This window comes from Ruminococcus flavefaciens (assembly GCF_900143025.1).
GTDB lineage: Bacteria > Bacillota > Clostridia > Oscillospirales > Ruminococcaceae > Ruminococcus > Ruminococcus flavefaciens_I.
This window is the reverse complement of record NZ_FRCT01000023.1, coordinates 1-19972: the sequence shown is the minus strand read 5'-3', so window position 1 is coordinate 19972 and position 19972 is coordinate 1. Positions and strand designations below refer to the sequence as shown.

General features: G+C 42.4%; 20 protein-coding genes. 9 read left to right on the top strand and 11 right to left on the bottom strand.

All coding sequences use genetic code 11. The features are described 5' to 3' along the window. From BUB28_RS15670 to BUB28_RS15660, 3 genes are read right to left on the bottom strand one after another with little or no spacing between them, the layout of a single operon-like run. On the bottom strand, positions 1–852 hold the full coding sequence (locus BUB28_RS15670; protein ID WP_072952461.1) for a carbohydrate ABC transporter permease: 852 nt from the start codon (positions 850–852) through the stop codon (positions 1–3). Then, a complete protein-coding gene (locus BUB28_RS15665; RefSeq protein ID WP_072952460.1) occupies positions 849–1706 on the bottom strand; it encodes a carbohydrate ABC transporter permease in 858 nt (285 codons plus the stop codon). The genes BUB28_RS15670 and BUB28_RS15665 overlap by 4 nt, the downstream gene beginning before the upstream one ends. A 2-nt stretch (positions 1707–1708) precedes the next feature. Further along, on the bottom strand, positions 1709–3898 hold the full coding sequence (locus BUB28_RS15660; protein WP_072952459.1) for an extracellular solute-binding protein: 2190 nt from the start codon (positions 3896–3898) through the stop codon (positions 1709–1711). Between the two features lie 199 nt (positions 3899–4097). Between BUB28_RS15660 and BUB28_RS15655 the strand changes: the two genes are divergently transcribed. Both BUB28_RS15655 and BUB28_RS15650 read left to right on the top strand, forming a co-directional pair. Then, a complete protein-coding gene (locus tag BUB28_RS15655; RefSeq protein WP_072952458.1) occupies positions 4098–4775 on the top strand; it encodes a response regulator transcription factor in 678 nt (225 codons plus the stop codon). Between the two features lie 2 nt (positions 4776–4777). After that, a complete protein-coding gene (locus BUB28_RS15650; protein ID WP_072952457.1) occupies positions 4778–6055 on the top strand; it encodes a sensor histidine kinase in 1278 nt (425 codons plus the stop codon). A 184-nt stretch (positions 6056–6239) separates the two neighbouring features. On the opposite strand, the gene BUB28_RS15645 is transcribed toward BUB28_RS15650, so the two are convergent. Further along, on the bottom strand, positions 6240–7199 hold the full coding sequence (locus BUB28_RS15645) for a glycosyltransferase family 2 protein (protein WP_072952456.1): 960 nt from the start codon (positions 7197–7199) through the stop codon (positions 6240–6242). A gap of 347 nt (positions 7200–7546) precedes the next feature. Between BUB28_RS15645 and BUB28_RS15640 the strand changes: the two genes are divergently transcribed. Both BUB28_RS15640 and BUB28_RS15635 read left to right on the top strand, forming a co-directional pair. Beyond that, on the top strand, positions 7547–8260 hold the full coding sequence (locus BUB28_RS15640; protein WP_072952455.1) for a LytR/AlgR family response regulator transcription factor: 714 nt from the start codon (positions 7547–7549) through the stop codon (positions 8258–8260). Position 8261: 1 nt separating this feature from the next. Beyond that, positions 8262–9536, top strand: coding sequence for a sensor histidine kinase (locus tag BUB28_RS15635; protein ID WP_072952454.1), 1275 nt, complete (start codon positions 8262–8264; stop codon positions 9534–9536). A gap of 415 nt (positions 9537–9951) precedes the next feature. On the opposite strand, the gene BUB28_RS15630 is transcribed toward BUB28_RS15635, so the two are convergent. The 6 genes from BUB28_RS15630 to BUB28_RS15605 all read right to left on the bottom strand — a co-directional run bounded on the left by BUB28_RS15630 (position 9952) and on the right by BUB28_RS15605 (position 13334). Then, on the bottom strand, positions 9952–11475 hold the full coding sequence (locus BUB28_RS15630; RefSeq protein ID WP_072952453.1) for a DUF4153 domain-containing protein: 1524 nt from the start codon (positions 11473–11475) through the stop codon (positions 9952–9954). Further along, a complete protein-coding gene (locus tag BUB28_RS15625) occupies positions 11465–11860 on the bottom strand; it encodes a hypothetical protein (protein ID WP_072952452.1) in 396 nt (131 codons plus the stop codon). Before BUB28_RS15625 ends, BUB28_RS15630 begins: the two co-directional genes overlap by 11 nt. Before the next feature lie 12 nt (positions 11861–11872). After that, positions 11873–12166, bottom strand: a complete 294-nt coding sequence (locus tag BUB28_RS15620) for a hypothetical protein (RefSeq protein WP_072952451.1) — start codon at positions 12164–12166, stop codon at positions 11873–11875. A gap of 98 nt (positions 12167–12264) precedes the next feature. After that, positions 12265–12633 carry a hypothetical protein gene (locus BUB28_RS15615; RefSeq protein WP_072952450.1) on the bottom strand — a complete coding sequence of 123 codons (369 nt, stop codon included), beginning with the start codon at positions 12631–12633 and terminating at the stop codon, positions 12265–12267. Positions 12634–12644: 11 nt separating this feature from the next. Then, positions 12645–12851, bottom strand: coding sequence for a helix-turn-helix domain-containing protein (locus BUB28_RS15610; protein ID WP_028517547.1), 207 nt, complete (start codon positions 12849–12851; stop codon positions 12645–12647). A 15-nt stretch (positions 12852–12866) separates the two neighbouring features. Next, entirely contained in the window at positions 12867–13334 is a 468-nt protein-coding gene (locus BUB28_RS15605) for a DUF2975 domain-containing protein (protein WP_072952449.1), read from the bottom strand. 222 nt (positions 13335–13556) lie between these two features. Between BUB28_RS15605 and BUB28_RS15600 the strand changes: the two genes are divergently transcribed. Continuing rightward, the gene (locus BUB28_RS15600; RefSeq protein WP_072952448.1) at positions 13557–14135 is read left to right on the top strand and encodes an RNA polymerase sigma factor; all 579 of its coding nucleotides are present in this window, start codon (positions 13557–13559) and stop codon (positions 14133–14135) included. Positions 14136–14158: 23 nt separating this feature from the next. Continuing rightward, positions 14159–15466: a hypothetical protein gene (locus BUB28_RS15595; protein WP_072952447.1), complete on the top strand. Its 1308-nt coding sequence runs from the start codon at positions 14159–14161 to the stop codon at positions 15464–15466. A gap of 29 nt (positions 15467–15495) precedes the next feature. Here the strand turns inward: BUB28_RS15595 and BUB28_RS15590 are convergent, their stop codons facing one another. Next, positions 15496–16686 carry a glycoside hydrolase family 5 protein gene (locus BUB28_RS15590; protein ID WP_242940013.1) on the bottom strand — a complete coding sequence of 397 codons (1191 nt, stop codon included), beginning with the start codon at positions 16684–16686 and terminating at the stop codon, positions 15496–15498. A 230-nt stretch (positions 16687–16916) separates the two neighbouring features. On the opposite strand from BUB28_RS15590, the gene BUB28_RS15585 reads away from it, so the two are divergent. The 3 genes from BUB28_RS15585 to BUB28_RS15575 are packed head-to-tail and all read left to right on the top strand — an operon-like array spanning position 16917 to position 19900. After that, positions 16917–18008, top strand: a complete 1092-nt coding sequence (locus BUB28_RS15585) for an iron-containing alcohol dehydrogenase family protein (protein ID WP_072952446.1) — start codon at positions 16917–16919, stop codon at positions 18006–18008. Then, the gene (locus BUB28_RS15580) at positions 17996–19093 is read left to right on the top strand and encodes a metallophosphoesterase (protein ID WP_072952445.1); all 1098 of its coding nucleotides are present in this window, start codon (positions 17996–17998) and stop codon (positions 19091–19093) included. Before BUB28_RS15585 ends, BUB28_RS15580 begins: the two co-directional genes overlap by 13 nt. A 12-nt stretch (positions 19094–19105) precedes the next feature. Further along, the gene (locus tag BUB28_RS15575; RefSeq protein WP_072952444.1) at positions 19106–19900 is read left to right on the top strand and encodes a TIGR02452 family protein; all 795 of its coding nucleotides are present in this window, start codon (positions 19106–19108) and stop codon (positions 19898–19900) included. Positions 19901–19972 lie beyond the last annotated feature (72 nt).

The following is a 19972-nucleotide window of genomic DNA, read 5'->3' as shown; positions in this document are numbered from 1 at the left end:
CTACTCCTTGAGTGCTGAAGCGATTATTCCCTGTTCAAGCTCCTCCTGACCTATGATGAATACAAACACCGCAGGTATAAGAATTACTACTGCCGCAGATAAAAGCAATGCTCCATTATCCGCGCCCAGCATCGGCAGATACAGTGACAGCGGGTACAGCCGCTTATTCTTGAGAAATGTAAGCGGCTGCTCCACCATATTCCAGAGGTCGAGAAAACTCAGCACCACACAGGCAAGAATACCTGATTTCCCCAGTGGGAGCCCTATATATCGGAGTACCTGCCATTCGTTCGCACCGTCTATCCTTGCGGAGTCTGCCACATCACGGGGGATATCCGCAAAGCCGCGGTATATCAGAAAAACAGGGAAGGTCGAGAAGATAGCAGGCAGTATCACCGCAAGACGGGTATTCATAAGCTTCATACCGTCTATCACAAGGTACTGCGACAGCATCGTTACCTGAAAGGGTATGAGCATGAATATTATGTATATGTCAAAAAGCAGCCTTCTTCCCCTGAATTTAAACCTTGCAAACGCCCACGCAGCAGGTATTGCCGTCAGAGTCTGAAATACCAGTATCGAACCAGTTATCAGACAGGAATTCCAGAACACCTTGTAAAAATCAGGAGAATACAGCAGCAGCTCCTTGAAATTGTTGAATGTCGGATATTGCGCGATATAGTCTATCTTCGAGTATTGCCCTGTAAATCTGATAAGAGGCGAAAGAGTCTTTCTCAGCTCGTCGTCGGACTGTAATGGAAGTATGACTGCAAGTAATACAGGAAATATGACCGCCGCGCATATCAACGCCATTACGGCGTATACCGAGAAGGTACGCAGCCTTTTTATCATAGCTGTTCCCCCTTGTCCCAAGCTTTCCTCAGCAGCATTATTGCCGCAAATATCACCGAAAATACTATAACTGCCGCTGCTGCCATTTTGTCAAGGTCCATATTCACGAACCAGTTATTGAAAAGATGCTGCAAAAGGTAGATACGCTGATCAGGATATGCTCCTGCTACAAGATAAGCCTCGCGGAACACTTTGAAGGAGTTGAGGAATGATATTATGGTAATAGTATAAAGCGTAGGTTTCAGCTCGGGCAGTATGATACGGAAAAGTATCTGTCTGTCGTTTGCGCCGTCTACCCTTGCAGCATCGATCACAGCTGAAGAAACGCTCATTATGCCTGTAAGCCATAAGAGCACCGTATAGCCTAAGTTCTTCCAGATATAGCTCCCCACCAGCACCCAGAACGATGATGACGAGCTTAAAAAGCTTACCGTATCATGTCCGTGAGATGCAAGGATATTGTTTATATAGCCCGTATCGCTGAATAGTATCTGCCACACCAGCACAAGTGCTGCGGTAGGTACTGCCAGCGGAAAAAGCAGCACGGACTTTATCAGCCTTATGTATTTCAGTCTGCTGAGTATGTATGCCGCTATAAACGAAACGGATATGAGCAGCGGCAGACATACTCCCACGAACTTTGCAGTATTGCTTACAGCAAGCCTGAAGGCTTCGTTGCTGAATACAGCCTTATAATTGTTTACCCCAACAAAATCTCCCGTTACAGCTGTACAGAACGACCTGCGCATAGAGTCTGCGAAAGGAAGGAAAGTGAACAGCAATACTCCTGTAAGGCTCGGCAGCAAAAATGGCAGAAATCCCCATTTTCTCCTCGAAATGATCTTATTTGTCATAATTATTCTTTCATTCTCAGCTCAAGCTGCTTTACGGTATCCTCCGCAGCCTGCTCCGCAGTCACAGCACCCTCTATGCACTTCTTTCCTGCAGTCTCGATGATATCCCTTACGGAATACTTTATGAATACAGGCTCATTGAGCGTCTGTATATAATCATTGAATTCCTCTGCCTCTTCATCGCTTATCCATTTTATCTCGTATTCGTCTCCAACATTAGGATCATCGCTATCAAGACTTGACCTCATAACCATGTAATCATTATCCTTGTTGTCATTTTTCTCATAGAACCATTCAAGTGCTGCCTTGTTTACAGGGAATCCGTCTGAATGAGATATTTCCTGCGATTTCTCGCCAAGTGCAGAAGCAATGAATCTGAATGCTTCCTCCTTGTTCTTACAAGCTCCGCTGACCGCGATATTGCAGTTGGGGACAAAGCTTTTGTCATTTTCCATACCGTACCTGTAGTCTGCATCTATTCCGCTTTTTGATTTTCTCATTGATAAAACAATATTAAGATCTTTTTCAAAGCCGTTCATTGCTCCCAATGCGATGCAGTCCTTGCTTGTCTTTGTACACATAAATCTCGTTCCGAAGAAATATTCCGAGATTGGATCCGCATCTTCTGAATCTACTATAGTTGCATATGCCATTCCGTCTTCAGACTTATCATTGTTATAAAGCTTTTCGCAGCTTTCATAGAATTTCTCAAAGGCTGCCTTGTCGGGAGTACCGCTGAGGAGCTTATTGCCCTCATACATAAGTCCCATGCGGATAGGGTCTGTCTCCTCCAAAAAGTCCATGATAGTATATTTCGGGTCATCATTTTTACGATATTTCTCACAGAGGTCTGCTGCATCGGCAAAGCTCTTTATATTATCAAGTTCTTTCTTTTCCACACCTATTACAGGTATGCGGAATTTGCAGGCAACACTGTAAAGCTTGTCGTCTTTTGTGTTCCATTTTGCGACATTCTCAATAATACCGCCCTCGGGAAGCCATTTGTCCTCACATTCCGACAAGTCCATGAGCATATTCTTTTCTATGAGATTTTCGTTGTCAAGACCGTCAAGGACTATGACATCAGGCGCATTTCCCGACATTATCTGTGTTGTCAGAGCCTTTACGGCATCACTGTAGGTAATGCCGTCTTTCATGCCCACCTGATAATCGACCTTTACGTTTCTGTTGTTTGCAGCAAAGCTGCTGACTATCTGTGAAATACTGTCATTCTTTTCAAGGCTGTATACTTTAAGCTCAGATGTCACGGCATTTTCCAGCTCTGGGTCATAGGTATAGCTGTACATACCGCTATCAAAAACAGCGTAGATAACTCCGTCATCGGAATAATATATAGAACCAAGAGTTTCCGACGGGTCGCCGAAACGGCTAACAAGTCCGTCTATTATCTGCTCGACATAGTTCCCGCCCCATGAATAGTGATATACACCGTCTGCACAGGCAATATATATATCATCGTCATTTCCCTCACATATGTCCAGTACATTGCCTATCTCGCTGCTGTTGTATTTATCCAGCAATTCCGCCAATACCTCGGGAACTTCTGTCTCACATTCCTTTTCGATATCGTAGATATGTGTTCCGTCACCGTCGCCGTAAATTATCTTATCTCCGATAATATCAAAGAAATACACATTATCTCCATTGATATCGCCAAGCTTTTTCGCTACGCCTGTATTGACATCTATCTCATATAAATGCACTCGGCTTTCTGCAAAAAGCCTGCCATTTTCGGTAAATTCCGCATTGAATACATAAAACTCAATACCTTCGACCTTACTGCTTTTTCCGTCAGGATTTATAACATAGGTCCCGTCCACCTTATTTAAAAGAAAGCCTTTTTCAGATGCTGCAATGACATTATAAATATCATCATTGTTGTTCTGGTCAATGTGCTCATCTTCACTGAAAAACACTCTCGTACCGTCCTTGGAAATATACATAAGCTCCGGCGGAGACGGCACAAAAACACCTGTTTTCTCGCCTATTGTAGTAAATTCCGAAGCATATTGATTCAAGCCCGTATCGGAATTCCTGAGACTTTTTTCGACATAGCCGCCCTTTGACGAAAGCGGCTTTACTGCCGGCTCCTTTTTACTTCCGCATGAGGTAACGGGAGCAAGCATTGCAAGTGATAATATAACAGCTAAAGTTTTTCTCGTTGTATCCATTTTTGTGTACCTCCTGTCTTTATGCTTCTATAATATCATATCAATCTCTAAAACTCCTCTAATTAATCTCTATTTTTTCTCTAATTAATCTCTAATTTTTCTCTAAATCTTTCATTAACGGAAAATATATGCTATAATGTTCGTATGACAAACATTATAAACAAGCGTTATTATAACTAAAAACGAAAGGAAAGCTTCTATGCGTATACTTATTATAGAGGACGACAAGGAACAATGTACTCTTCTGCAATTCAGACTTGAAAAAGAAGGCTTTTCCGCAGACCTCTGCTATGACGGTGAGGACGCAGACTATTACCTCAGCCGCAATGCATACGACCTTGTACTGCTGGACTGTATGCTCCCACACAAGGACGGTCTTACCATACTTTCGGAAATGCGCAGAAACGGCAATGAGACTCCCGTAATAATGCTCACGGCTCTCGGAGAGCTCAGCGACAAGATAACGGGACTTGACTGCGGTGCTGATGACTATATCGTAAAGCCCTACGAATTCGGCGAGCTTATGGCGCGTATCAGGTGCAGACTGCGCCGTCCTGCGGGCATCGAGAGCCTCGAAAAGCTTACCGTGGGCGATATCAGCTATAATTCCGAGGGTAAGATGCTGACAGGTCCTGCCGAGAGCTGTACCCTTTCAAATAAGGAAAGCGAGCTGCTTGAGCTTTTCATGCGAAATCCGAACCAGACTCTCTCCCGTCAGACTATCCTTGCAAGGATATGGGGAGCAGATTATGAGATAGAGGACGGCAACCTTGACAACTATATCTATTTTGTCCGCAGAAGGCTTAAAAAGGTAGGAAGCTCCTCCTCCGTAAAAACTGTACACGGCATCGGCTACCGCCTTTCAACGGAGGGCTGAATATGTTCCGAAAAGTACATATCCGCCTGACTATGCTATTTACTGGGGTATGCACCCTTGTTATCGCCGTTATGTCAGTACTGTACCTTTACCTTAGCTGGAGCAATATAAGAAAGAACACGTTTATGAGCTTCAGGACAGATATAGCCAATTTCAGCTCAGCTCTTTCAAAAGACCACATTATCTCACAGAACTGGCTTGAAAATATAAACATGAATTACAGCTATAAGCTTTTCATTTATGACAATGACAAGCCCATGCTGTTTACATCGAAAAGCCTTAACAATAAAAATACAGCCTTTATAGATGGTATAAAGGAAAAATTTTCATCGGATATCCAGCGTCTGAAATATACAGGCTCTGTAGCCCATGACGAATTCGGATATTCAGTAAATAATCGTAGCTATTACATCGGTATCATATGCATATCGGGCGAAAACGGCATAACTGAAGTATACGCCGTTAATTCACTCGAAAACCAGAAAAACCAGCTTAAAAAGCTCATAATATACTTTATTCTCATAATCTCAGCCGCAGCCGCCGTACTTTTCGTATTCTCCTATTTCTTCACAAAGCGGCTTCTAAGACCTGTCAAACAGGCTCACCAGCAGCAGGCGCACTTTATCGCAGCTGCTTCACATGAGATAAGAAATCCTGTGAATACTATCATTTCCGCTCTTGACGCTATGGAGACAAGTGACGGCGAGCAGCAGCAATACCTGTCAAAGATAGCCAGAAAAGAGGGCAAACGCCTTGCACTCCTCACCGAGGATCTGCTGACTCTTGCACGTTCCGACAACGGAAGCTTCACCGCTAAAACCGCTCCTACAGAGCTTGACACCCTTGTTCTTGACTGCTATGAGGCTTTCCTCTCACCTGCAAAGGAGAAAAATATAAGCATCTCCGTAAAGCTCCCCGAGGAAAATATCCCTAAGGCTATGGCGGACGCAGAGAGGATAAGTCAGGTAATATCTATCCTGTTGAATAACGCCGTAAGCTATACTCCCGAAAACGGAAAAATAGAGATAGCCTACAGCGTGGATAATTCAAAACATATGGTACGTGTCTCGGACAGCGGCTGCGGTATCTCCGCAGAGGAGCGTGAGCATATCTTTGAACGCTTTTACCGCGCAGACCGCTCCAGAACCGACCGCTCACATTTCGGTCTCGGGCTGTCCATTGCAAAGGAGATAATGGATCTCCACAACGGCAGTATTACCGTTGAGGACAGTGCCCTCGGCGGTGCTTGCTTTGTTATATCACTTCCGTTTACACAATAAAAAAGTGCAGTAAGGAAAACCGCCTTACTGCACTTTTTCTGTAAAAGAGAAAAAGCTCCGATATACGGAGCTTTAGGAAGGAGTATATAAGTCTGTGAGTGAGTGAATGCTCACAGACCTGTTTTTAAATAAAGCTGACCCTTGATGTCAGGGAAGGGTCAAGGGCTCAGCTGAAAAGAAAATGTCAGTTTGCACTTACAAGAACAGGCTTTTTCGCAGTACGCTCAAGGTGCTTATAGATCTCAAGCCATATATTCTTGCCTGGTTCACTTTTTCTTATTCGCTCCCTGCGTACAGGGTCAAAGAAGCTCTTGAACTCTTCAAGCTCATTGAGAAAGCTGTCGTTATACTTTCTCAGCATTGTATCAAGATTGTCTTTCCATTCAACATAGCGGTCTATGTCGTAATTCTTCTTTTCGTAAAGGTGAAGAACTGCTACCTTAGGATTATATACGATATCCACACCGTTTTTCATCATACGGTAACCAAACTCCCAGTCCTCTATATCCTGCTCGCGGAAGTTTTCGTCTATACTGCCGTATCTTCTGATACATTCCATAGGTATAGAGAGGTTTGATGTCTGTGTGAAAATCATCTTATACTGAACCTTATCAAAATCATAGCTGTAAGGCTCCAGCATTTTAAGGCGGATATCCTTTATGAAGTAATAGCTCTTTTTCTTGTCGAGTCCGTATTTTTCGGGCTCTGTGAGCCAATAGCGTATGCCGTTCCTGAATAATTCTCTGTTTTCGTAGAATACCTTATCGTCTTCCTCAAAAACTTCCTTTGTAAGACCAAACTGCATAATTGGTCTGCCGCACTTTTTATATGTGTCATAGTGTCCCGAAACGAAGTTCCTTGAAGCGATATCGTCACCGTTAAGGAATATGAGAAGCTCTCCCGAAGCTCTCTTTATTCCCTGATTTTTTGCCTGACCGATCCTTCCGTTTGGAAGTGTGAAGCAGCGGACTCTTACCTTTGGATCATACTTTGTTATATATTCCGAAAGGTCATCACTGTCGCCGTAATTTACGAAGATGAGTTCGTATTCGTCGTGAGCAAAATCCTGGTTTTCAAGTGAATGGAATACTCTTACAGCTCTGTCAATAGAGTAAGAGTAAGGTATTATTATGCTGCATTTCATATTGATTCTCCTGTCAAATATCTTTTTATACGGTATCCCCATACCGTTTTAAGTAATCCCCTGCTTTTGAAAGCAGATATATAACAACCATAACTGTGACTATTATAGCGTTAATTGGGTGTAAATTTCAATAAAAATGCGCGAAGTGTAATTTTTGAGCGTGAAATGTACACTTTTGTTCATAATTCATTCACTTTTCCTGCTATCATCGCCTCAAAGCATTGACAAAGTATGAATATCATAGTATAATTAAATCGTTACATGACATATTGTGTAATCAACCGTCCTACGTTGTTTTTGTCATTTTTTTGAACAGCAGGACAGTTTCATTAAGGGGGATCAAAAAGTTGAATATCGCAATTTGCGACGATGAGCAAAGATATATAACTAAAGTTAAAGAAGACCTTGTCGCCCTCCAGTCCTATGAAGGAGAATTCGCTTTTTTTGAATTCAAAACAGGCAGAGAACTGATACTGGATTTTACCGCCGGGAAGTATGCTCTCATAATCCTTGATATCCAGATGAAAGGTCTCAACGGAGTGGAAACTGCCAGATTTCTCCGTGATATCGACGAGAAAGTCATAATCATCTTCTTAACGAGCTATGAAAAATTTGCCTGTCAGGGCTATGAGGTAAGAGCTTTCAGGTATATACTGAAAAATCAGCCCCATTCTATTTACATGAAACAGCTGAGTGATGCTGTGCATGAATATTACCGTAATACACGATATGTTATAGCTACCGCAGACGGCAGCACAAAGGAGGAAAAGCTTCCTACAGATGATATCATGTATATAGAGGTATTTTCGCATAAGCTGCTCATACACGCCAAAAAAGGCAACTATTTCACAAAGGGTACACTTTCGGAAATAGAGACCCAGCTTTCAGACCTGCTGTTTGCACGTCTCGACAAGAGCAGTATCGTGAATATCACGAATATCGACTATATACGGAAAAACGAGATCATTCTGACAAACGGAGACACTCTCTTCGCAAGCAGAAACCATATCAAAAACATCAAGCAATGTTTTATGGATTACAGCAGAAGCAGGTGGAGTTGATATGAGTACCTCCCAATTTATTATAGAAACCGTCAATTGTCTTTTTGATGCCTGTCTTATCATATTCTATCTCTTCCTTATAATGAAGAAGGAGTGCAGGTATCCTCTTAAATTCCTTATAGTCCCTGCTATCGGTTTATTCGGTATTATCGAAGCCATGACGTTCACACAGATCAATTCATGGATAAAGATCGGTATAATACTTGCCATGATGCTTGTAGTATCGTTTGTAATGTTCGAGAGCAAGGTCCGAAGTATCATATTCTACTGCCTGCTGTTTACAGTTGTGCTCCTTGTGGCGGAAATAGCACCTGCCGCGGTACTGAATATAATGAATATAGGCGCTACCAAGCACAATACCTCATCGGGTATAGGACGATACATATGCATGGCTATTGCTAAGATATTCTGCTTCTGGGCGGCTATATATATCGCGGAATACCTTAAACCCAAACAGCGCGAGATACCGTTCAAGAACTGGCTTCTGGTCATATTCGTACCTTTGCTGAGTCTGATAATCCTTAACAGTATCTTTATCTCCGCAGAGATCTCTCCACGCAGGTCGATCATGTATCTGATGTCTGTAGCAGGCATATTCCTGCTGAATATATTCGTTTTCGATTTCTTTGACACCTATTCCAACACCATTAAACTCAGACTTATGGAACAGCGTCTTAAATCGGAGGAAGAAAACTACAGACTCATCGAAGAGAAGTACACCGAGATACGCCAGCTAAAGCATGATATAAGCAATCAGCTTGCTGCTGCAAGAAGAATGTTCAAGCAGGGCTCGGGTCCCGAGGCTATAGCGCATCTAAACAAGCTGTATTCAAAGCTTTCTGCTGCAAGCCGTATCTGCTATACGGGTATATCTTCCGTTGATGCTATCGTAAATATGAAGTGGAAAAAGGCACTTCTTAACAGCATACAGTTCTCATGCAAGGTAATAATAACCGATAAAATGGATATAGACGAGCTTCCGCTCTGCCGAATAATCGCAAATCTCCTTGATAACGCCATTGAGGGAGTGCTTCGTTCCTCATCGGAAGAAAAATTCATATATGTGTCCATAGTTCAGAACGATAACAAGCTGAGGATATGCGTTATGAACTCCTCAGACAAAGTAGATACAGAAAACCTCATCACCAACAAGGAAGGTGCAGGACACGGTATAGGCGTAAGCAGTATCCGTGATGCCGTAGATCAGCTTGACGGCATACTCTCATTCAACTGGGAGAATAACATCTTTACTGCTGATATAATGATAGCATATTGAAGCTTATAAGTCATCTCAGGCAGCGCGTTCTACGCGCTGCTTTTTGCTTGTATAAAGAACCTCATCTGCGGACAGTTTTGAAATGTTAACGAATAATGAACAAAAATGTGCATTTCACGCTCAAAAATTACATTTCACGCAAAAGGCTTGATTTATGCTTATTTTTGCTGTATTATAATGTTTAATATCTGCTCCGTCTGAAAGCAGATATTTAATTACGGCTTTGAGCCGTAACGAACTCCGCTTAATTTGGCTTTGTCCCCCACGGAGATCCAATGGACTACCGTCTTTCGGACTTCCCCCCTATACCGAAATGGTGTCTCCGTGATAGGAAATCTAACGTTGAAAACATTTTTTGTTTTCTTCTTCATAAATACAGCGAAAAGCTCCCGTTTTTTCGGGAGCTTTTTTGTTTTCAGTTCATTTTCATTTCAAGTATCACAGAGGATAGATTGTACTTTTTCAGCGTATCACCGTACCCTACAAGATATATCCTATCCAGTTTATATTCCTTTATCTCCTCAGCCGTCAGCACACCTTCGTCATATGCCGTAAGAACTGCATCATCGGACATTCTCAGAAGCGTATCTGTGTCAAGTTCTTCAAGGCTGCCCGACTTGTACATCTCGATATTGTACTTTGCTATAACAGCTTCGGGACGGCAGAAGCACAAAAGTCCGAACATAAACAAAAATACTACTGATATATCCCTTGAAAGCTTCATATCGAACCTGAACTGCTTAACAATGATAAGCACGAATACTATTGCCAGCAGTACCATGAACCAGCTCGTGTATAATCTCAGTGCTGTGAGACCGTATCTGCTGATATACATTACCATTTTGCTCATAGCTGTAGCTATAAGGATAAGTGTGAAAACGCTTATCATAACGCTGTAGACTTTAAGAGCAAGCGGCTTCTCCTTGCCTGCCTTCTTTGAGAAAAGGCTCACAAAGCAGGTAACTATAAGGTTTATGACTGCAACTGCACAAAGCTCGAAAAATCCTCGTCTTGCATAGTCCGCATAGGTAAAGCCCTCGGGAAGTGAATTTGTAAAGGCTGAAAGGAAATAACTTGCCTGTGATATAAAGAATAAAACATAAAGTATGCATATGGGAGTTACTGCCGTATATACCACAAGATTGCTGAGAAAACGCATATTGTATATTTTTTGAGTGCAAGCCTGCTCGTTTAATTTATTCAGCTCGTTACGGTGAGCATTTGCGTAAAGCAGTCCGAAAAGATACATTGAGCAGGGTATTGCCAATATGAGTTGAAGCACGATATCCCAGAAACCATTGCCGAAAATATGGTCAGCTATGCCGCTTAGCATACGCTCAAGTCCGTCATCTGCCGCCATAAGAAGTGCCGCAACTATTGCTGTAAGAGGCACAGTAATAATAAGTCCTAAGAGTATATACCTTGCTTCCGAGCCCTTTTTTGAGCTTGAAATGGCATCTGAGGTTATTTTTCCCTGCGTGCCGAAATGTGAAAAAGGATACTCCAATAATGCTTTAAACATGGCATAAGGTAAAAAGCGGTCTATTTTATTGTTTGAAGCTCCCACAGAGTACACGAAATACGCTCCTACACCTATGAGAAATACAGCGTCAAGATTCTTTACAAGATTATTCGCCGTTATCGAAAATACCATGCTGAAAATATAGAGTACAGCCGCCAAAAGCTTATTGAAGCCCGAAAACTCATATTTCTTTTTCTTCATGTAGATGATTGCCGCGGAAATGATTGCTATGAAAAGCCCCGTTGTGATAAATCCCATCAAATGAAACAGCACATACCTAATGAAGCAAAATGACGCTATCATCACAAATACGGAAAGTATCACCTCCGACCTTGTATACTCGGGCTTTTCGCCTTCATCATGCTGTGCTGCAAAAGCATTGCTCTCATTAAATCCGCTCAGCATATTATTCTCCATAACTGTCTCCTCCATTCTGAAGCATTTCTGCTTCTTCTCTTTTTCCTTTTCTGTATGTTCTCAGTCCCGTTATCAGCGGTATGGGCATAAGAAGTATTATTGCCATGAACTCTCCGGCAGCTGTCCATGAGCCTGGTTCAGCAGCAGCAATATCACCTGCCATATATACAGTCAGCAGTATCGTTATGAATACCGCCGTACCAGAAAACCACACATAAGGCTTTGCGCTGTTGTCAAAAGATACCACTACTGCCGTTACAAGACTGCAAATGAAGTTCATAACGCAGTATACCGTAAAAAATATCATCATCGGCATGAATATAAGAACTGTAGTAAGCAAGGACATCAAAAACCAGTAACGAACCTTTTTCCATTGCTCTTTCATTTTTATCACTCCTTATGCTACAAGAAAATAATCTATGCCGTACAGCAGAAGTCCACCAAGAAGCACTCTGTAAACCGTCATAACAGCCCCCACCGACTTAGGGATAATCTCGTCCTTGAAGTAAAGCCTTCTGAAGCCTATGGGTATGACAGCTGTAATAAGAGCTATAACGCCTGCAATATTCACATATTCGCTGCCACCTGCGCACAGCACCGAGCAGATAAGAAAATCAAATATACACAGCGCCATGTCGATATTATATGTGTATCTCAGCTCATGTACCTTGTTTACCGCCGTTTTTTTCATACCGATCCCTCCTCAAAAGCCTATTATAAATATCTGCATACTATGTTTAGAATTTGCCCCGATGCGCAGAAATTCTTTACCCTTGTATTATTTCTGCACTATTTTATTGTAAGACAGATCTCGCACGAAATATCTTGTCTGTCCCCTTTAGCCTTTACCATGACATTGAGCCTGCCTTTTCTGTCTCCGATAATTATAGACTTTCCGTCGCTCATTATCGTAAGCTTTTCGTATCCGCCGTCTTCCCATTCAGCACTCATTATCTCCGCATTGTAGCAGCTCTCAAAATCAGCCATTTCACTTATATATATCTCGGAATTTGCCGAAAATGCAAGCTGCTCCTTTGGAGTTATCACAGGCACCTTCTGATACTGCTTTATCTGAAAGGCTGTATAGCCTGCTACGACAACTCCGCATATAAATATCATTCCTACCATTATTTTCAGGCATTTCCATATGAATTTCATGTCTGCCCCCTTTACTCGCGTCTGAATTCCAGTATATCCCCCGGCTGACATTCAAGCTCCTCGCATATCTTTTCAAGAGTCGAAAAGCGCACAGCCTTTGCCTTGCCTGTTTTCAGTATCGAAAGATTTGCCGTCGTTATGCCTACCCTTTCCGCAAGCTCCTGTGAGGACATCTTCCGCTTTGCCATCATTACATCAAGATTAACTATAATCGGCATGGAAAGCACCTCCGTTCATATAGTAAAGTCGTTTTCCGACTTTATCTCTACAGCCTTCTCAAACACGTTTTTCAGCACGCGCATGATAAGCCCGAACATTATAGCCACCATTCCTACAAAGGCAAATATGGAGCTCCAGAGCCCGAATATGATGCATACCGACCCTGCTCCCATACACAACCATGATATCCTTCTCAGACAGCTTGTATTCTTTGGTATGAATACCTCGTCCCTGCTGATATTGCCGAGAAGTACGTGCAAATTCCACAGCGCTCCAAGTGCAAGAGCATCGCATACGTAAAGGGTAATGCACATAGGCACATACATCGTTTCCCTGTCAAGTATGCCTGCTGCTTCAACCGTCATCATGTACTGATACCATTCGGCTATTGTAGGTATGAAAAATGCAACGAAAATCGCCACACCTGCTGCCGTTATAGTAAGTACGCGGGATAAAAACAGTGATTTATTGTTATTCCACATATATCTTCGCTCCTTCATGTTTTTTCGTTTTTCTTACTGTGACTATAGTATAACACACAAAATATCATTTGTCAATAGAAAATTATCGTTTTTCAATAATTTTTTTCTGTTTTTCAAAACGATTGATTTTTATATGAAAAAATTGTATAATAAGGTGTCTGAAATTAACCTATTCATTCGATTATTTTTATTGAATGCATTCAAAAAAAGGAGGAGTTTCTGATGACAGATGCCGAACTGAAAGAGCTTATGTCTCAGTCTGTACCCAAATGTCACAGAGCAGTCTTTGATCGTTACTGTAACTATGTCTATGCGATCGTTATAGATATCCTCAGGAATTGTGGGACTCGTGAGGATATAGAGGATTGTGTAAGTGATATCTTTATGAAATTATATAAGCGTTTCGACGTAAATACGGACTTTTCAGGTAACCTCAAGGGATATATAGGTACAATATCAAGAAATACCGCTATTGACGCTTTTCGCAGACTCAGCGTCCATAACAACAGAAATTTCTCAATTGATGAAGACAATATGGAAGAACTACGCTCTGATGACTCACTCATGGAAAATTCAGAAAAAAAGGAACAATCACGTATCATTCTCGGAAAGATCAAGGAATTGGGAGAGCCCGACTCAACTATTATTATCCAACAGTACTATTACAACAGGACAGCTAAAGAGATCGCAGAAAGTATTTCTATGTCATCTGCTGCCGTTCAGAAACGCAGCAGCCGCGCAAAACAACGACTTAAATCACTTCTCGCTGAAGCAGGCATTGGCAAGGAGGGATTGATTTGAGTTTATTTAAGGAGATTGATAACATGATCATTGACAAAATTTCGGAGGAATTCCCTGTTCTCACTGAAGCTGAGAAGGAGAGAATTTTTGCAATGAGCGAAAAAAAGTACAACATGGATAACCAAGAAAAAAATAATGTGGTTTTCGATGAGAATACAGAAGATACAGAGGTAAGAGGAGTCGAGCAATACAACAGACCAATATTGTCCAGATTAACAAGCATAGCAGCTGCGGCTGCAATACTGACAGCAGGAGTTTCAGGCGGTACAGCATTTATGAAATACAGAAAAAGCAATTCTACTGCAAACACAAATATTGAAACTACCGAAGCTGTTACGGAAAGGGTCACAAATAAAGAAGACGAGCTCTTATCCGAATACGAAAATATAGCTTACCAGTTTACAAACAAATTTGCCGAAATCGAAAATAAGTATTATTATCATGCATTGAGTGTAGATAAAGATGACACCCTTACATTTAATGTTTACACTTCCGATATGCCGTGGAGAAAAGCTGAAGAAAAAAAATTCTACAGAGTAACTGATGCTGATTTCCAGTCAGGCGAAGATCTGAAGAATGCTTTAAAGGGGTTATTTACAGACGAGCTTTACAACAGGCTGTTACAAGTAAATTCTTTCTCAAACTCAAACTATGAGACACTTATAATAAATCCTGATAATATTTACCTTTATCTCTGCTCGGATTTCGATGTTGATCTCAGCAAATACGAAAACAACTCAGAGATAGACATTGTAGATGTGAATTATCATTCAATGGATTTTATTACCTATAACGGCGGATTTTACGTTTCCAACTTCTATAACAAGATGCCGGAGGGCAGCAGCTATTCAAGCTATCCTCATATAACACAGAAAGACGATGATTCTTTCTCGGCAACTATATTTGCTAATTTTGCTCCGTTTGTCAAAAGTGACAATTCAAGAGTCGGCACAAAGCTCAAATTCGACTTTGTCTGCGAAAACGGCGAATGGAAGATCAGTGATATAGATGTGGGACGTAATATGGAAAGCGCAGCAGCATACGCTGTAAAGGACTATTTCATAAATGTTTGTGAGGATTATAAAGTCGATGACCTTATGATCACAAAGAATCTGTTTACTAATGATCTGGAAGAAGATATTATTATTTTAAGCAATGATGATGATATAAGCTGTAAGACGTACTGTATAATAAAAGATAAAAATGAAAAAGCTTATCTTGAATTCAAGGGCAATGTAATATTCTCATGTGACGGATTTACCTATGACAAGAGTATACATGATCGTTCCGGATTTAAATTGACCAATGTGTCAATAAAACAAATAAACTGATAAAAAAGCTCCCGATATCGGGAGCTTTTTCAGTTCTTTTTATTACTTATACACAGACCTGCCATAGGGTCTTTATTTTTTACGCCTTTCACTATAGCTTCTATGATAGCAGGCTGAGTCTGAACCAGCTTGCGTCTGTCAAAGAGTGCAAGTCCATACCGTCCGTTATAGCCGTTATCCCAGTATATAGGCGTGATACCGTTAATTGCGGCAGTTCCGGCAACATAACCGTTGTAGTATGCACGGTTTTCCTCTATCTTGCCTGCTATAGCCTCATTTGCTATGCCCTTGTCGATACAGCCGAATTCACCCAAAACAACAGGTATGCCCTTATCAATATATTTCTTTTTCAGCTTTGCGAACTGAAACTGCAAATGATTTTCGTCCCCCCAGTTGGCAACACTATCGGGAGAGAGTCCGTACTCTTCGGATATGCCCTGCCCCTTTTCGCCCCAGAGGAAAACGTCCTTGCCCTCCTCGCCGCAGTAGTCCCACGGGTCGTAGAAATGCACCGAAAGGATGAGCCTTCCTTCATTGGCAGTATTGCCCTTATCCTCAGGAAAACAGAAGCCGTAATCCCCGCAGGTATAGTCTATATTGGTATTCCAGCCGCAGACCATCAGCCAGCGGTGAGTATTGTTTTTGCCGCAGTCGCGGACAGTATCAACGAATATACGGTTATACTCATTGATATTCACGTAATACTCGGGCACAGGGTCATGGTATATGCCGTCAAAGACCTCGTTCATGCTCTCGAATATCAGATGCTCGTCACGGTCGGCAAAGCGCTCAGCCACCTGCTTCCAAACAGCCCCGAACTTCTTTTTTATGCCGTCCTGATTTTCCTCATCACAGAACAGCCAGCCGCCTTTTATGGTATGATAAGCATCACCGTGGATATTGATTATCACGAACATATCCCTTTTATAGCAGTAATCCACTACTTCTGCTATTCTTTCGAGCCATTCACGGTCTATCCTGTAATCGTTATCATCGTCTATCTTGCTGAGGTAGGTTATGGGTATCCTTACGGTATTGAAGCCTGCATCGGCAACAGCATCTATCATTTCCTGCGAAGCCTTTGGGTTTCCCCATACGGTCTCATCAGGGATACCGCCGATATTTGCCTCAAAGGTATTGCCGCAGTTCCAGCCAACACCCATTTTTTCCGCGATATCAGCCGACGAAGCTGTAAATATTCTATTGTCAGTTGTATCCATTACGTCGGTATCTCCTTTCGCAGAACATATCCTGTCCTTTTATATCAGCTTTATGCTACACCTCATTATAACATATTATGCTCAGCATTTTCAACTGTCAGTTCAAACAGAAGATTATATGCAACAAAAAAGCGTTTTTTCTACCCATGTATTGACACGGGTCATCAAAACAAGTAAAATAATAATTAGGATATCAAATGCGTATTTTTTATACTAAGTGAGGTAAAAAAATGATGTTTTATATGCCTACAAAGGTAATATATGAGCCTGACTGCGTTATTTCTCACGGCAGAGATATTGCAGCCCTCGGTACTCACGCACTTATAGTCACAGGACATAATTCTTCACAAAAAAACGGCTCACTTGCCGATGTTACAAAAGTGCTCGATATGAACGGGGTGAAGTATACTGTTTTCAATGAGACAGAAGAAAATCCCTCTGTTGAGACTATAATGAAAGCTCGGGATATTGGTCTGACCAAAGGTGCGGACTTTGTTATAGGAATAGGCGGCGGCTCTGCTCTTGATGCTTCAAAGGCTGTATCAGTAATGATGAAAAATCCCGAAAGCTCGTGGGAGCTCATGTATGACAATTCTGCTGTCCCGGAGCATCTCCCCTTAGCCGCTGTCCCCACCACCTGCGGAACAGGCTCCGAGGTCACAGGAGTAGCCGTGCTCACACGACACGACCTGAAAACAAAGCTATCTATGGTACACAAGGTATTCCCCGATATTGCTCTCTGCGACGGAAAGTATCTGCTTACCGCGCCGAAACAGCTTATTGCAAATACTGCCGTGGACGCTCTCAGCCATATGATAGAGAGCTATATAAACGTTTCCGCATCACCATTCAGCCGTATGTGTGCAGAAAGCGGAATGAAGCTCTGGAAAAGCTGCAAGGACTTCCTCACAGGCGATGCTCCCCTTGATATAGATACTGCAAACGACCTGCTTACCGCCTCTACCTTTGGTGGAATGGCTATCGCACAGACAGGTACTTCCCTGCCTCATGCCCTCAGCTATACTCTCACCTATGAAGGCGGTATCCCTCACGGTGCTGCTGTTGGAGCTTTTCAGAGCGGATATATCAGAAACGCAGCCCCCTCAGACCGCGAACAGGTTCTGTCCCTGACAGGCTTTGCAGATACGGACGAGCTTGGAAAGTTCATTGCTGACATAAGCCCTGTTAACGTATCAGCGGAGCTTCTGGAACAAGCGGCAGAAAAACTGCTCTGCAATCCTAAAAAGCTTGCTGTCTGCCCCTACAGGGCTGATGCAGACATTATCCATGATATTACGGGAGGTGTCATATGTTCTGGCTGATAATTTTCGCAGTTCTGCTTATAGTATGTCTCAGCGGCACATTTTATCTTATCACAAGATTTCATAAATTTGGTATTATTCAGAAAATAGCCGAAAAGCACAAGAAGCTCTCATGGCTGCTGTGTCTTTTGCCACTCGGGGGAATATGCTGCTTTGCCGTGATAAACACCTATGCGGTGATAATCATACTGCTCCACCTCATAGCCTTCTGGCTTGTGGCAGACCTCATAGGAAAAATTATCCGCAGGATAACAAAAAAAGAACGCCGTTTCTATGCAGAAGGCGTTTTCACTATACTGTTCACTGCGGTCTATCTTGCTTTTGGCTGGTATAACGCCCATAATGTGGTAAGAACTGCCTATACATTCCACACGGACAAGCCCCTTGCAAACGGTAGTCTCAGGATAGTAGGCATTGCCGACTCTCACTTAGGCATAACCCTTGACGGTGAAAAGTTCGCAAAGGAAATGGAACGTATACAGGCTGAAAATCCTGATATCGTAGTGGTCACAGGAGACTTCGTTGACGATGATTCCTGCCGTGCAGATATGGTGGAAGCCTGCAAGGCTTTAGGTGAATTAAAAACCACCTATGGCGTTTATTTCACAGTCGGAAATCACGACAAGGGCTATTTTGCAAGCAAACGTGACTTCACTGTTGATGACATGAAAAATGAGCTGAAGAAAAATAACGTTATAGTCCTTGAGGACGAGACCGCAGAGGTAAACGACTCTCTGCGCATAGTCGGCAGACTTGACAAGCACTACAAGGAACGCAAGGACATCAAAACTCTCACTAAAGACCTTGATAATTCCAAGTTTGAGCTTGTTCTCGACCACCAGCCCAACGACTACGACAACGAAGCTGCTGTGGGTGCAGACCTTGTATTCTCGGGACATACCCACGGCGGACATATATGGCCATCAGGCTATATCGGTCTCCTCATAGGTGCAAACGATTTCGTATACGGTTCAAAGACCATAGACAATACTGATTTCATCGTTACCTCGGGCATCTCAGGCTGGGCTATCCCCTTCAAGACAGGCTGTGTCTCTGAATATGTTGTCATTGACGTAAAAAATTAAGAAGGTGAGCTTATGAACAATATTTCTATTGCAAATGAGACCATAAAAATTACCGAAAACGGCTTTTACGAGCTGGACGACAACCGCATAGACCTTAGCGGTGATTCCCGTGCAGTTGAAGTTATTTCCCCAAAAAAAGGTACAGAGCTTATAGAAGCTCTCGTTATAGACGGTGACGAAATGTGTGATATTACCGTTACTCAGGAGGACTCTTTCTCAGCCGCAAGCAGATTTGAACGCCCGTTTGTTATGAACTTCGCCAATGCTCATAATGCAGGCGGCGGATTCAGACTTGGCGCAAATGCTCAGGAGGAGGCTCTTTGCAGATGCAGTACCCTTTATGCTTCTATAACCTCAGATAAGGCTAAAGAGATGTACAGGTACAATAATCTCCATATAAATCCCATAGAGTCGGATTATATGCTATATTCTCCTGATGTATGTGTATTCCGCGATCACAGATGCGAGCTGCTGGAAACTCCCTTCATGGCTTCTGTTATAACTGTTCCTGCTCCGAACAAACGTGGTGCGGCTATATTTGCTTCAAACAAGAAAATAGCCGAAGCCATGACAAGACGCATAAGGATATTGCTTGCAGTCGCCGCAGAGCACGGTCATAGGAATATTGTCCTCGGCGCATGGGGCTGCGGAGCTTTCGGCAATAAATCCGAGGACGTTGCAGGCTATTTCAGAAAGGTCATTATAGACGAGGAGTACGGAAAGCTGTTTGATAACGTATGCTTCGCTATTTACTCAGGCGAAAACGATAAGAAGTATAAAATCTTCAAGGAAATATTGGAACAATAAAAAGCTGGTATACTTAGCCGTGGTACTAATATAGAAGCTTATACTATTTATCGGGGGAAACCTTTCTGAAGA